The following is a 13,286-nucleotide window of genomic DNA, read 5'->3' as shown; positions in this document are numbered from 1 at the left end:
TGGCAGGTGATGGCGAACGCCCAGGGTAAGCGCGGTCGCGGCACCGGAACAGGGGCTGCCAACCGCCCGTGGGTCAGAACAACGCACGCGCGAGGGCGCGCAGGGCGCTGCGCACCTCGGTGGCGACGCCGGCGCCGTCGTCGCCCAGCCAGGCCATGACCAGCAGCGCCAGGATCACCGCCGCCAGCAGCGCGAGCCGGCGTCCGCTCATCGGGCCACAGCCATGCCGACACCGCGCGCCCGCGTGCGCGTCGCGCCGTCCCATGGCGCGGTCTCTGGCGCAGCGCGCCGATGATGACCGCGCCCCGAGGGATGGCACCGACGCGCCCCGATCGACCTCGCCCGTTCGCTCCGCTGCACTCCGCTCCCTCCGACTTGCGCCATCGCAACGCGGCAGGATACGACGCAGCGCCATGACGGGACGCCATCGCCAGCGGCCCCGGGGACGTAGCGGCGATGACGGCAGACCACCTGCATGGCACCCGGCGCGGATCGCGGCTGTCGCGAGGGCACGATCATCGGCCATCCCCTCCCGTCAGCGACGACCAGGCGTCACGCTGCGGGATTCACCGCGCGACGACCCGGCGGTCGCCACACTCATGACCTGCCTTTCGCCTGCCGGAGCCTACCTTGAGCGCGACGCCCGACGCTGCGGACGCACCGCACGTGATCGGCGGCCTCAGCCGCCGCACCCAGATCCTGCGCCTGCTGCTGCGCTACCGCAGCTCCGGGGTGTTTTCCGGCATGGACATGGAGACCGCCCAGGGCGAGCACGAGCTGCCGCCGGAAGGCACGCCCGAACAGTTCGTCACCGACCTGGAGGCGCTGGGCCCGACCTTCGTCAAGCTCGGGCAAATGCTGTCCACGCGCCCGGACGTGGTGCCGCCGGAGTTCGCCACCGCGCTGGAGCGGATGCAGGAGAACACCGCGCCGATTCCGAGCGAGCGCATCCGCGAGATCGTCGAGGCCGAACTCGGTGTCGGCATCAACAAGGCCTTCTCCGCGTTCGACGACACCCCGCTGGGCAGTGCCTCCCTGGCGCAGGTACACCGCGCCGCGCTGCGCGACGGTACGCCGGTGGCGATCAAGGTGCAGAAGCCCGAGGTCGCCGCGCAGGTGCGCTCGGACCTGGAGGTGCTGCGCAGCTTCGCCAGCGCCGCCGACAAGCTGACCGGGCTGGGCCGGCGCATCCGCTTCGCCGACTGGCTGGCCGAGTTCGGCAAGGCGCTGCTGGCCGAACTGAACTACGAGGCCGAGGCCGAGAACCTGGCGCGCTTCGGCGAACACCTGCGGCCGTTCCCGCAACTGTGGGTGCCGCAGCCGGTGTGGGACCTGTGCAGCCGCCGCGTGCTGACCATGCAGCTGGCCGAAGGCGTGCGCGTGGACAAGATCTCCGGGCTGCGCCGCACGGAGCAGCCGATGGACGACCTGGCCGCGGCGCTGGTGCGCGGCTACCTGGACCAGATGTTCGTGCACGGCGAGATCCATGCCGACCCGCATCCGGGCAACCTGCGCGTGCTCGCCGATGGGCGCCTGGCGATCTTCGACCTGGGCATGGTCGCGCACGTGCCGCCGAAGCTGCGCGAGCGGCTGCTCAAGCTGCTGTTCGCGGCGGTCGACGGCCGCGGCGAGGAAGTGGCCGAGGAAACCATCGCCCTGAGCACGCGCCTGGAGGACTTCGACGAGGAGCGCTACCAGCGCGAGACCGGGCAGATGATCGCCCGCTACGCCGCGCACGACGCCACCTCCGAAGGCCGGGTGGTGCTGGACCTGGTGCGCATCGCCACCGCCTACGGGCTGCGCACGCCGCCCGAATTGAGCCTGCTCGGCAAGACCCTGCTGAACCTGGAAGCGGTGTGCCGCGCGCTGTCGCCGCACCTGGACACGCGCGTGGTGGTCGAGGACCAGCTGCAGCACGTGATGCGCGCGCGGTTGAAGAAGTCGCTGTCGGCGGCCAACCTGGCCAGCGAGGCGATGGAGCTGCAGGCGCTGCTGCGCGAAGGCCCGCGCCGGCTCTCGGACATCCTCACCCTGGCGGCGGAGAACCGCCTGCAGGTGCGCGTGGCTGGGCTGGAGGAATCGCGGCTGATGGAGAGCCTGCAGAAGATCGCCAACCGTGTCGCCGCCGGCATCGTCACCGCCGCGCTGATCCTGGCCTCCACGCAGATGATGCGCATCGACACCGGCACCAAGCTGTTCGGCTACCCGGCGATCGCGATGGTGCTGTTCCTGCTCGGCGTGATCCTGGGCCTGGGCATCGTGGTCAGCGCCGTGCTGTTCGACCGGCGCATCCGCGCCCGCGAGGAGCGCGGTAGGCGCTGAAAAGCCGGGAGTAGGGAGTCGGGAATGGGGAATCGTAGGAGCGGCTTCAGCCGCGACCTGCAGCGCCGACAGACAGCAGCCAAGCCTGACTTGCGCTTCACCAATCCCGAATCCCCAATCCCCAATCCCCGCTACTGACGCACCAACTTCACTTCCTGGGGCGATTCCAGCGCGATGCCCTCCTCGGCCAGGCGCTGCAGCAGGGCGAAGAACAGGTCGCTGCGGGTGCCGTAGGTCAGCCGCGGCGAGGCCACGTAGGCGAAGCTGTTGAGGGTGACGTGGCCGCTGGCGATGGAGTCGATGAACACCGACGGCGCCGGGTCGTCCAGCACCCCCGGGTGCGCCGCGTACAGCTCCAGCAGCAGGGCGCGCAGCTTGGTCACATCGGTGCCCAGCGACACCGCGAACTGGATCTGCACCCGCCCCAGCGGCCCGGCCAGGGTCATGTTGCGCAGGGTCTTGGTGATCAGTTCGGAGTTCGGCACGATCAGGGTGGAGCGGTCGCCGACCTGGATCTCGGTGGCGCGCACGCTGATCCGGCGCACATCGCCCTCCTGGTCGCCGATCTTGATCCAGTCGCCGATCTTCACCGGGCGCTCGGCGAGCAGGATCAGGCCGGACACGAAGTTCTGGGTGATCGACTGCAGGCCGAAACCGATGCCGACCGACAGCGCGCTGACCACCAGCGCGATGCGCTCCAGGCCGATGCCCAGGGCGGCCAGCGCCCACAACGCCGCCAGGATGATGCCGACATAGCGCGCCACCGTGCTGATCGAGTTGCGCGAGCCGTCGTCCAGTTCAGTCTTGGGCAGATAGGTCTGGGTCAACCAGCGATGCAGGTACTGCATGACGCCCAGGCCCAGCAGCAGCACCAGCACCGCGCGGGCGATCGCGCCCGGGTACAGCACCACCTTGTCGCTGACGCGGATGCCGTCGGACAGCAGCGAGAACCAGTCCGAGACGATGGAGACGTTGGTACCGAACGGCATCAGCAGCGCGCCGACGCCGATCAGCAGCAACAGCACCCGCAGCAGCGCCGAGGTCAGCACACCGGCCTGCTCCAGGCTGCTCGAACGCACCCCGAACGCGCCGTTGGCGGCGCGGCCGATGCGGCCTTCACTGGCGAACAGCCACAGCGCGAAGTCGTCGGCGAAGGTCATCAGCAGGCGCACCGCACCGACGATCATGGTGATCCAGATGATCTGCCGGGTGATGAACAGGCCCAGGTGCAGGTAGCCCAGCAGCGCCGCCAGCAGCGCCACCACCACCGCCACCTTGACCAGCACCCCGATCAACGCCAGCACCCCGCCGTGCTGGCCGGGCGGCGGCGGCTGGTCGTTGGCCAGCGCCTGCGCCGCGGCCTCGGCGTACTGCCGCCGGCGCAGCCGCGACAGGCTGGTCAGCGTGGCCAGGATCAGCACCCCGTAGACCAGCGCGATCACCCCGTCGGCGGCGACGGTGGCCGAATCGCTGGTGCGCGCGGCCTGGTTGACCACCAGCAGCATGCTGCTGAGCCAGGCCAGCGCCGCGGTGGCCCAGGTGTACTTGCGCAGGCGCCGCGCGGTGGCGTCGTCGATCGGGAACAGCCGCCAGCTCGGCTGGTTCGGCAGCAGCACGCTGGCGCCGAGCGAGCCCATGAAGGCCGCGGCGAAGCTGACCCACACGAAGCCATTGAGCACTGCATCCAGGCGCTCGGGCACCGCGTCGATGCTGCGCAGGGCTTCGGCCAGCGCCACCGCGGCCAGGCCCGGGGTCAGCGTGCCCAGCAGCAGGAACCAGATCGCCAGACCGGAGCGGCGCAGACGGCTGCCGGGCGCGCGCGACACCGCATAGCGCTTGCCCAGCCAGCGCAGCAGGTAGCGCAGCGGGAACAACAGGATCAGCGCGATGGCGATGCCGAACCCGAGCGCGCCGCGGCCATGCTCGGCGATTGCGCCCTGCAGCGCCTGCTGGCCCAGCGCATACAGCGCCAGCAACTTGGCCTGGTCGTCGGGGAAATCGGCGGCGATCTGCTTCCACAGCGCCGGCGACAGCGGCGAGGGCGAGCGCAGCGACAGCTCCTGGCTGAAATGCTCGGCGCGTGCGCGTTCGATCTCGTCGGCCAGCTGCCGCGCCTCCACCACCATCAGCTTGCCGCGCTTGACCCCCGAATCCAGCGCGTCGCGTTGCTTGGTCAGCGCCTTGCGCTGTGCGGTGATGTCGGGCGAGTCGCCGGTGGCGGCCGGGCCGAGTTGCTGCAGGCGCGCATTGACCTGCGCCAGCTGCTGCGAGAGCGCATCGGCGGCGGTCTGCGCATCGTTGGCGGCATCGGAAACCTGCGCCACCAGATCCTGGAAGGCGGTCTGGTTGCCCGCGTCCACTTCCTGGCCGCGCGCGTCCTTCAGCGACTTGGCGGCGTTGTCCAGCAGGGTCTGCGGGTCCGGCGGCGCGTCGTCGGCGTCCTGCGGCTGGGCGGAGGCCACGGCCGCGCACAGCCACAACAGCAGCAGGACGCAACGCAACAGGGGCGACGAGGACGCGGAACGGGGCAGCAGGCGCACGCAGGGACCGGCACGGGCATGCGCGGACCACCGCGCGTGCGGCGCACTATACGGCGCGGCGCTTGAACCGGGCCAGCGGTGGCGAGGGGCTGATACTGGGGCTCGTGTTTCGAGGGGTGCCGGGGCCACCTGCGCGGGTGCGCGGTGGCCACCGGGGGGCTGCCTCCCTTCACGACCGACAACGCGTAGGACGCGGGTCGCCGCGACCGATGCCCGCGTTCACTGCGCTGCTGTCGTCAGCACGATCTTGCCGATGTGCGCGCTGGATTCCATCAACGCATGCGCCTGCGCCGCCTCGTGCAGTGGGAAGCAGCGGTCCACCTGCGGCTTGATCCGGCCCTGCGCCAGCAACGGCCACACCCGCTCCTCCAGTTCCCGCGCGATCGCCGCCTTCTCCATCACCGAGCGCGGGCGCAGGGTCGAGCCGGTGTGGGTCAGGCGCTTGGCCAGCAGCGGCATCAGGTCCAGTTCGCGCACCTTGCCCTGCTGGATGCCGATCTGCACGATGCGCCCGTCCAGCGCCGCGGCCTGGTAGTTGCGCGCCAGGTAGTCGCCGCCGATCAGGTCCACGATCACGTCGGCGCCACGGCCCTCGGTCAGGCGCATCGTCTCGGCGACGAAGTCTTCCTCGCGGTAGAGGATGGCCGCCTCCGCGCCCAGCGCCAGGCTGGCGGCGCGCTTGTCGGCCGACCCCACGGTGCTGATCACCCGCGCGCCGAAGGCCCGCCCGAGCAAGGTGGCGACGCTGCCGATGCCGGAGGTGCCGCCGTGCACCAGCAGGGTCTCGCCGGACTGCAGGCGGCCGCGCTGGAACACGTTGGCCCACACCGTGAAGAAGGTTTCCGGCACCGCCGCGGCCTCGGTCAGGCTCAGCGCTGCCGGCACCGGCAAGGCGTTGCGCTCGTGCACCACCGCGTACTCGGCATAGCCGCCGCCGGCGACCAGCGCGCAGATCTGGTCGCCCAGCCGGTAGCGTTCCACGCCCTCGCCCAGGCCGACCACCTCGCCGGCGAACTCCAGCCCCGGCAGCGGCGAGGCGCCCGGCGGCGGCGGATAGCTGCCCTGGCGCTGCATCACATCGGGCCGGTTGACGCCGGCCGCGGCCACCCGCACCAGCAGTTCGCCGCGCCCCGGATGCGGCAGCGGCACGCGCACCGGCACCAGCACCTCGGGCGCACCGGGCTGGCGGATCTCGATCGCGGTCATGGTGTCGGGCAGCGCGGCGGCGTGGGTCGGGGACATGGCGGGGTCCTGGCAAAGAGCGCGGCGCACGCAGGCGCAGGCGCGTGGGGGAACCGCGATGATCGACCTTCCGCGCTGAGGGGTCCGTGACGGCGGGCGGCATTTACCCCGGCCCCGTGACACGCGTAGGAGCGGCTTCAGCCGCGACAGGCATGACCCAGGAACAGCCGGTCGCGGCTGAAGCCGCTCCTACGGTGCCGCCCAGCGCAGGCGCCGCCTAATCGCCCACCGGTGCCGCTTTCGCCGGCCATGGCGTCATCGCCGGCACCGCCGCCTCGACCCGTTGCGGATCCAGCCGCGCCTGCAGTGCCGGCAGCGCGATCGCCAACGGGCAGCGCAGCCGGCCGCCGCAGCCGGGCAACGGCCAGCGCCGCTCGCGCAGGCCGTGGCCGTCGAAGCGGTTGGCGCGCAGCGCCGGCAGGGTCGGCACCAGGCTGCGCAGTTGCAGGAAGTCGTGGCCGTCCTGCCGCACCAGTTCCAACAGCAGCGCACCACCGGGCGGATACGCGTCCGGCTGGCCGCGCACGAGCGGATCGATGCCGAACAGGCCGGCCAGATGGGCCAGGTTGGTGTCGTGGCCGAGCAGCAACAGCGCGCGCGTGTCCGCCGGCGCCAGCGCTGCCACCGCCGGGGTCTGCCCGGCCGCCGTTTGCAGCGTCGCCAGCAGGTGCGCGAGCAGGTTGGAGCCGCCGGCACGTGCCGCCGGCAGCGCCCGCTTGCTGTAGGCGAAGGACGCGTTGTGCAGGCCGATCAGCCGCTGCAGCGCCGCGGCATCGGCGCGCCCCCACGCCACCTGCGGCAACGGCAGGCCCTGCGCGTACTCCAGCATCAGGTTCTCGGCCAGGCTGCCGGCGGTCTTCAATGCCTTGGCCGCCTGCGCCGGCTCCTGCAGCCGCTGCGGATCGTCCAGGCGCGGCGCGACCGGCGCAGCGCAAGCCGGAGTCGCGCAGCCGGACAGCACACGCTGCAGCGCGCGCAGCCGGGTGCGGGTGGCCGCGTCCAGGTGCAGCGGCGCCGCGGGCGCAGCGTCGTCCTTGTCCTCGTCCTTGCCGAAATGGAACAGCGGATTGTTCTGTGTCGTCGGCAACGCCAGGTACTGCGCCTGACACCCCGGCAGCAGTCCCTCGCTGAACGCCGCCGCGCTGTCGTGATTGCGCGGCGTGCTGTCGGCGATCACCACCGCGCCGGACCTGGCGCAATCCGGCGCCAGCGCCGCCGTGCCCAGCCAGCGCTGCCGATAGCGCGCGCCCAGCGCCTGCATGCCGGCCGCCCCGTGCCCAGTAAGCTGGCCGGGCGCCACCGGCCATTGCGGCCACGGCTGTGCGGCGTACTTGGCCAGCTCCTGCGGCGATTGCGTCGGTGCGCGCACGCCGTGGCGCATCACCACGATTGTCAGGCGCACCTGCGCCGGATCTGGTGCGGTAGGCGCCTTGGGCGATGCACCCGCCGGCCAGGCGGCACTGGCGACCCACAGCAGCGCGGCCAGACGCCATCCGCTGCGCACGCGTGCAAACTGGGAAAAGGACATGGCCGGCCTCAGAACTTCAGCGACAGGTCGAGGAACACGCCGCGCCCGGCCAGGCCGAAGTACAGCGGCTGGTTGTCGGAGGAACGGGTGCCGGCGTAGCCGATCAGCGCGTGCCGGTTCAGCAGGTTGTTGACGTCCATGCTGATCGAATAGCCCTTCAGGCCGTAGGGCCCGTGCGTGCTGCGGTAGCCCAGCGCCGCGTCCAGGCTGGCGTAGCCGCCCAGGCGCTGGTCGTTGCCGAACACGGTGGCGCCGCTGGCGGTGGTGCTGTTGTCCACGCCGTACTGTGCGCCCACCATCTTCTCCATCAGCGAGCCGAAGTAGCCGGTGCCGCTGTTGTACAGCAGGCCCAGCGCCGCGGTCACCCGCGGCGTGCCGGCGACCTGGGTGCTGCTGTGCTTGTAGGTGGCGTCGTTGTAGCTGGCGTTGGCGTACAGGCTCAGGATCGGCGTCAGCGCGTAGGTGGCCTCGGCCTCGGCGCCGCGGTACACCGCGCCGCCGCCGTTGACGTAGGCGCTCTCGGTACCGCTGTCGGTAGTGATCAGGGTCTGGCTGATGTAGTTGCTGAAGTCGATGTAGTAGACGTCGGCGCCGAAGGTCAGGCCGCGCGCGGCGTAGCTGGTGCCGAGCTGGTAGTTGCTGGTCAGTTCCGGGCGCAGGCCGCGCGCGCCGTTGAGTTCGATCACGTCGATCGGCGGCGCCAGGAAGCCGCGCGCAGCCTGCACGTAGCCGCTCCAGTGCTCGTTGAAGGCCTGGTGCAGGCTCAGCGACGGCAGCGTGGCGTCGTAGCTGGCCGTGCTGTGCGCCGGCGCCGGCGGCGTGCTCTTGTTGAGCTCGGCATCGAGCTGGCGCTGCACGCGCGCGTAGCGCAGGCCCGGGCTGAGGGTGAGGCTGTCGCTGAGCTTCCAGTCGTACTGCAGGTACGGCTGCAGGGTGTCGGTGCGGTCGTGCAGGTTGTAGTTGTACAGCGGGCCGTACTTGGTGCCGCTGGCCGCGCCGGTGCTCATGTCCACCGGCAACTGCTGGCGCTCGTCGAGGTTGCGCTCCACCCACACGCCGGTCTGCAGCTGGCCCGGGCCGAGGTCGCGCGCCAGCCGCAGCACGTCGCCGAAGGCGCGGAAGTCGTTGTCCGACAGCTTGCCCGGCACGTCCTTGGCGGCCTTGGACAGCTTCTTGCCGGTCGCGCCGTAGAAGGTCACGCCGTTGTCGGCGGCGCTCTCGCTGGTGGGGATGCTGGTCTTGGCCGCGGTGTGGTCGAAGCTGTTGTAGTAGATCTTGTTGTCCAGGTCCCAGTCGCCCAGGCGCGTGCTCAGGCCCAGGTAGGTGAAGCTGGAGTAGTAGGCGGCGGCGTTGTAGCCGGTGTAGTTCTGCAGGGTCGGATCGTCGCCCAGGCCGTAGCGCCAGCCATGCTGCGCGATCTGCGCGCGGGTGGCGCCCTGCACGGTGTTCTGGTGCTCCTGGTTGTAGCTGCTGACGAAGGTCAGCGTGGTCGCCTCGCCCAGGTCGCTGACGGTCTTGAGGAAGGCGTGCTCGCGGCGGTCGTCGGTGCCTTTGAGGTAGGTGTCGCTGGCCTCCTTGGACAGGTCGGCGAACAGGCGCGTGTTGCCGATGTGCTCGTCGGCGCTGACACCGCCAGCCCAGGTGTTCCAGCTGCCGCCGGTGCCGTAGACGGTGACCCCGTCGACCTCGCTGGGATTGCGCGTGCGCAGCGCCAGGGTGCCGCCGAAGGTGGCGTTGCCGATGGTGGCGCCGCCGCCGGGGCCGCGGTCGATCTCGGCCTGGCCGAGCACGTGGTTGTTGAAGTAGGCCGAGGTGGTGTGGTGCAGATCGCTGGCATCGCCGAACGGGATGCCGTCGAGGGTGATGTTGAACTGGCCGTCCTGGAAGCCGCGGATGCTGATGCCTTCGTTCTTGCCCAGGCCCGGGCCTTCCGGCGAGGTGGTGACCACGCTGGGCGCGTACTTGATGATGTCGTCGTAGTTGGAGTTCAGCCGCAGGCCGTCGCGGATGAAGCGCTCGTCGATCACCGACGTCGGCTGGCTCGCCTCCAGCGGCGCGGCACTGGGCGCCAGCGTGTCGACGCTGTTGGCGGTGACGTTGATCGGCGCCAGTTCGCGCGGGCCGTCGTGCTCGCCGTCGGCCTCGGCGCGCGCCGGGGCGGCGCTGCGCGGCGCACGCGGCGCGGCGGCCGGGGCAGTGGCGACGCTGCTGCGCACGATGGCGACCGAGCCCGGGGTCAGCATGCGGTAGTCCAGGCCGGTGCCGGCAAGCAGGGCGTGCAGTTGCTGCGGCGGCGCCAGGCCGGCCGGGGCACCGCTGCTGTGCAGGCCCGCGGCCAGCGCCGGGTCGTACATCAGTTGCAGGCCGCTGCTGCGTGCGAACCGGTCCAGCGCCTGCGCCAACGGCATGGGCGCGATGGCCGCCGCCGTGGCGGCGGGCGCCGACCAGGCCGGCAGCGAGGACGCACTGCCGAGCAGCAGGGCGATGGAGACGACGAGAGGCTTGCGCATGACGATCACACCGGAGGGGAGGAAGGGCGGCCCGCGCGTGCTGCGCGATGGCCATGCGTCCTAGGAGTGCCCCGGTGCGCCGTGCGGCTACCGTCCATTGCGTGAATTTTTTCTTACAGCGGCGCCGGTGCGCGGCGGAGGGTCACCGCCTGCGCATCGCGCTGCACCTGCACGCCGGGCAGGCTGCCGACATAGGCGACGAAGGCCTCCGGATCGCGCAGGTGGAACACGCCGCTGACCCGCTGCGCCGCCAGCGCCGGGTCGGCGATGCGCAGCGGCCGCGTGGTGTAGGCGTTGAACAGCCGTGCCACCTCGCCGAGGCTGCGGTCCTGCACACCGACCTGCGCCGGCAGCCAGGCAGTGGCGTCGGCGATGTCGGCATGGTCGCGCAGCGCCAGCACGCGGCCCTGCGCATCCACCCGTGCCTGCTGGCCGCCGCCCAGGTCCGCCAGCGTCGTCCCCTCCGACGGCAGGTCGCCGCGGCGCCACCATGCCGGCGTGTCGCGCGACACCTGCACCCGCCCCTGCAGCACGGTGACCCGCGCCCCGCCGGCCTGCGGGTCGACCCCGAACACGGTGCCGACGTCGCGCAGCACCAGGGTACCGACGCTGACCCGCAGCGGCCGTGCCGGATCGTGGCCAAGATCGAACACCGCCTTGCCGCGCAGCAGGGCGATATCGCGGCGCTGCGCGCCGTAGCGCACCGCGATCGCGCCGCCGCGCTGCAGCTGCACCATGCTGCCGTCGTCCAGCGCGATGCTGCGCGGCGCGTCCGCCGGCGCTTCGTAGACCGTCGCCGGCACCGGCGTCGGCGTGCTCAGACGCAGCGCCAGGCCGATGGCGGCCAGCGCCAGCACGGCCGCCACCGCCAGCGGCCAGCGCCTGCGTCGTGGTACGACACGGCGCGGGTTGAACGCCACCGCCGGTGTGTCCACGTCCGGGCGCAACGGCACCACCACCGCCCCGCTGCGCAAAGCATGCGCGCGCAGTTGCGCACTGCTGGCCTGCTGCGCCTGGGCCGCGGACGGCAGGTCGCCGTGCATGCGCGCGATGTCGAGATAGGCGACCACGTGCGCCGGCGACTGCCGCAGCCAGCCCAGGAACGCGGCCTGCCGCGCCGGCGGCAGCGTGGTCTCGCGCTGCGCCAGGTACCAGTCCGCGGCGGCTTCGGCGCTGCGTCGTGACTCCTCACGCATAGCGCGCCATGCCCTGCCGGCACACCGCCAGGCCCTTGATGATGTATTTCTTAACCATGTGGCTGGAGATCTGCAGTTGCTCGGCGATCTCCTGGTAGCCCAGCTCGTCGCGGTAGCGCAGCACCATCGCCGCACGGCACTTCGGCGGCAGCCGCGCCATCAGTTCGGCCAGGCGCTGCCGGCGCTGCGCGCGGTGCACCTGCGCATCGGCCTCGCAGGGCACTGCCAGCCGGTCCAGCACGTCGTCCAGGCAGGTATCGCGCTGGCTGCTGCGCTGGTGCAGCAGCGCGTGCTCGCGCATCAGGTTGGCGGCGATGGTGAACAGGTAGGCTTCGGGATTGGCGATCTCCGGCGCATGCGCCTCGCTGCGCTGCAGCCGCAGCCACACTTCCTGCAGCAGGTCGTCGGTATCCCAGGCCGCGGCGCGGCGCTTGCGGAAATAGCGGCTCAGCGACGGCCGCCATTGCAGGAACAGCCGCGACAGGGCCGGCATGGGTTCGGGACGCACCAGGCGCTCGCAGGATCGGAAAAGCCTGCGATGCTGGCCGCGGCAGATGACAGTCCAATGACGCACGGGTCCTGCGGGCGCAGCTGCGCGGTTGCACCCCGGCGAGCATTCAGCGCACGCCGCTACCTGCCGGGTCGCTCGATCGGCGCATGCAGCGCGGCCGGCCACCGCGCCTGCGCCATCGCCATGGACGCGGCGGCGGCGCAGCCCAGCGTTTCCCGAGCGGGACAGGATGTCCTTCGGGCCGGCCTTCCGTTCCATCGGCATCGCCCCATATCGTGAAGGTTGCCGCGTCCAACCTCGGGCGGCGTTCGCACGAAGGAGCTCTCCATGACCGACCCCATCGTCCAGATCAAGCCGCTCGGCTTCCCTTGGGACACGATCGACCCGTTCCTGTTCTGCGTCCACCACGACGATGCCTACCCCGCCGGCAACGGCGCGATGGGGCCGGCGGCGTCCCTGCACGGCCGCGCCATCGGCCAGGACTTCAGCCGCAAGGACGGCTGGAGCATGTATCACGGCGAGGAGATTCCCGGCTTTCCCGGTCATCCGCACCGCGGCTTCGAGACCGTGACCATCGTGCGCAAGGGCCTGATCGACCATGCCGACTCGCTCGGTGCGGCGGCGCGCTTCGGCGCCGGCGACGTGCAATGGGTGACGGCGGGCGCGGGCATCGTCCATTCGGAGATGTTCCCGCTGCTGGACACGGCGGCGCCCAACCCGCTGGAACTGTTCCAGATCTGGCTCAACCTGCCGGCGCGCAACAAGCTGGCCGCGCCGCACTTCACCATGTTCTGGTCGGAAGACCTGCCGCGCTTCACGGCCACCGACGACGCCGGCCGCACCACCGAGGTGGCCTGCGTGGCCGGCCGCATCGGCCCGGTCGACGCCGCGCCCGGCAGCGCCGGTGGCCCGCTCGCGCCGCCACCGGATTCGTGGGCCGCGCAGGACGATGCCGATGTGGCCATCTGGACGATCCGCATGGCGCCCGGCGCACGCTGGACCCTGCCCGCCGCGCAAAGCCGCGGCACGCGCCGCAGCCTGTACTTCTTCAAGGGCGCAGCGGTGACGGTGGGCGGGCGCCCGGTGACCCGCCACGCGGCGATCGAGTTGCGCGCCGATCAGGCGGTCGAGTTGGTCAACGGCGACGGAGAGGCGAGCGAGTTCCTGGTGCTGCAAGGCCGACCGATCGCCGAACCGGTGGCCCAACACGGTCCGTTCGTGATGAACACCCAGGCCGAGATCGCCCAGGCCATGGCCGACTATCGCCGCACCCAGTTCGGCGGCTGGCCATGGCAGGACGAGGCGCCGGTGCACGGCAGCGACCCGGCCCGCTTCGCGCGACATCCGGATGGGCGCGAGGAGCGGCCGGCGCCGCACGCGGTCGCCGCCAACGGCTAGGGCGTGTCACCGATTGCCGAGGATGCCGCGTTGGCTCTG

The 13,286-nt window shown here is 71.6% G+C and carries 9 protein-coding genes; 2 read left to right on the top strand and 7 right to left on the bottom strand.

Going from position 1 to position 13,286, the window contains the following annotated elements:
* Window positions 1-73 precede the first annotated feature (73 nt).
* Window positions 74-211, bottom strand: a complete 138-nt coding sequence (locus tag FHR56_RS12270) for a hypothetical protein (protein WP_184502635.1) — start codon at window positions 209-211, stop codon at window positions 74-76.
* Between the two features lie 419 nt (window positions 212-630).
* On the opposite strand from FHR56_RS12270, the gene FHR56_RS12265 reads away from it, so the two are divergent.
* On the top strand, window positions 631-2,322 hold the full coding sequence (locus tag FHR56_RS12265; RefSeq protein WP_160945623.1) for an AarF/UbiB family protein: 1,692 nt from the start codon (window positions 631-633) through the stop codon (window positions 2,320-2,322).
* Between the two features lie 131 nt (window positions 2,323-2,453).
* Here the strand turns inward: FHR56_RS12265 and FHR56_RS12260 are convergent, their stop codons facing one another.
* From FHR56_RS12260 to FHR56_RS12235, 6 genes are all read right to left on the bottom strand, one after another.
* Window positions 2,454-4,823: a DUF3772 domain-containing protein gene (locus FHR56_RS12260; protein WP_160945750.1), complete on the bottom strand. Its 2,370-nt coding sequence runs from the start codon at window positions 4,821-4,823 to the stop codon at window positions 2,454-2,456.
* Window positions 4,824-5,081: 258 nt separating this feature from the next.
* Complete coding sequence (locus tag FHR56_RS12255; protein ID WP_160945624.1) at window positions 5,082-6,104, bottom strand: NAD(P)H-quinone oxidoreductase; 1,023 nt, start codon at window positions 6,102-6,104, stop codon at window positions 5,082-5,084.
* 217 nt (window positions 6,105-6,321) lie between these two features.
* Window positions 6,322-7,632 (bottom strand): histidine-type phosphatase, encoded by a 1,311-nt coding sequence (locus FHR56_RS12250; RefSeq protein ID WP_160945625.1) that lies wholly within the window; start codon window positions 7,630-7,632, stop codon window positions 6,322-6,324.
* 8 nt (window positions 7,633-7,640) lie between these two features.
* Window positions 7,641-10,142 (bottom strand): TonB-dependent receptor, encoded by a 2,502-nt coding sequence (locus FHR56_RS12245; protein WP_160945626.1) that lies wholly within the window; start codon window positions 10,140-10,142, stop codon window positions 7,641-7,643.
* Between the two features lie 113 nt (window positions 10,143-10,255).
* Entirely contained in the window at window positions 10,256-11,338 is a 1,083-nt protein-coding gene (locus FHR56_RS12240) for a FecR domain-containing protein (protein WP_160945627.1), read from the bottom strand.
* On the bottom strand, window positions 11,331-11,846 hold the full coding sequence (locus FHR56_RS12235) for a sigma-70 family RNA polymerase sigma factor (protein ID WP_184502634.1): 516 nt from the start codon (window positions 11,844-11,846) through the stop codon (window positions 11,331-11,333). Before FHR56_RS12235 ends, FHR56_RS12240 begins: the two co-directional genes overlap by 8 nt.
* Window positions 11,847-12,176: 330 nt before the next feature.
* Here FHR56_RS12235 and FHR56_RS12230 point away from each other — a divergent pair, with 330 nt between their 5' ends.
* Window positions 12,177-13,247 carry a pirin family protein gene (locus FHR56_RS12230; RefSeq protein WP_160945628.1) on the top strand — a complete coding sequence of 357 codons (1,071 nt, stop codon included), beginning with the start codon at window positions 12,177-12,179 and terminating at the stop codon, window positions 13,245-13,247.
* Window positions 13,248-13,286 lie beyond the last annotated feature (39 nt).

It is taken from the genome of Xanthomonas sp. F10, assembly GCF_014206815.1.
Lineage (GTDB): Bacteria > Pseudomonadota > Gammaproteobacteria > Xanthomonadales > Xanthomonadaceae > Xanthomonas_A > Xanthomonas_A indica.
The sequence above is the reverse complement of the archived record's forward strand: the minus strand, read 5'-3'. Positions and strand labels throughout refer to the sequence as shown.

What these genes read in the sequence shown, in the direction of transcription:
- FHR56_RS12270 (WP_184502635.1), bottom strand. Translation starts at nt 211, where the DNA reads ATGAGCGGACGCCGGCTCGCGCTGCTGGCGGCGGTGATCCTGGCGCTG.
- FHR56_RS12255 (WP_160945624.1), bottom strand. Translation starts at nt 6,104, where the DNA reads ATGTCCCCGACCCACGCCGCCGCGCTGCCCGACACCATGACCGCGATC.
- FHR56_RS12250 (WP_160945625.1), bottom strand. Translation starts at nt 7,632, where the DNA reads ATGTCCTTTTCCCAGTTTGCACGCGTGCGCAGCGGATGGCGTCTGGCC.
- FHR56_RS12245 (WP_160945626.1), bottom strand. Translation starts at nt 10,142, where the DNA reads ATGCGCAAGCCTCTCGTCGTCTCCATCGCCCTGCTGCTCGGCAGTGCG.
- FHR56_RS12240 (WP_160945627.1), bottom strand. Translation starts at nt 11,338, where the DNA reads ATGCGTGAGGAGTCACGACGCAGCGCCGAAGCCGCCGCGGACTGGTAC.
- FHR56_RS12230 (WP_160945628.1), top strand. Translation starts at nt 12,177, where the DNA reads ATGACCGACCCCATCGTCCAGATCAAGCCGCTCGGCTTCCCTTGGGAC.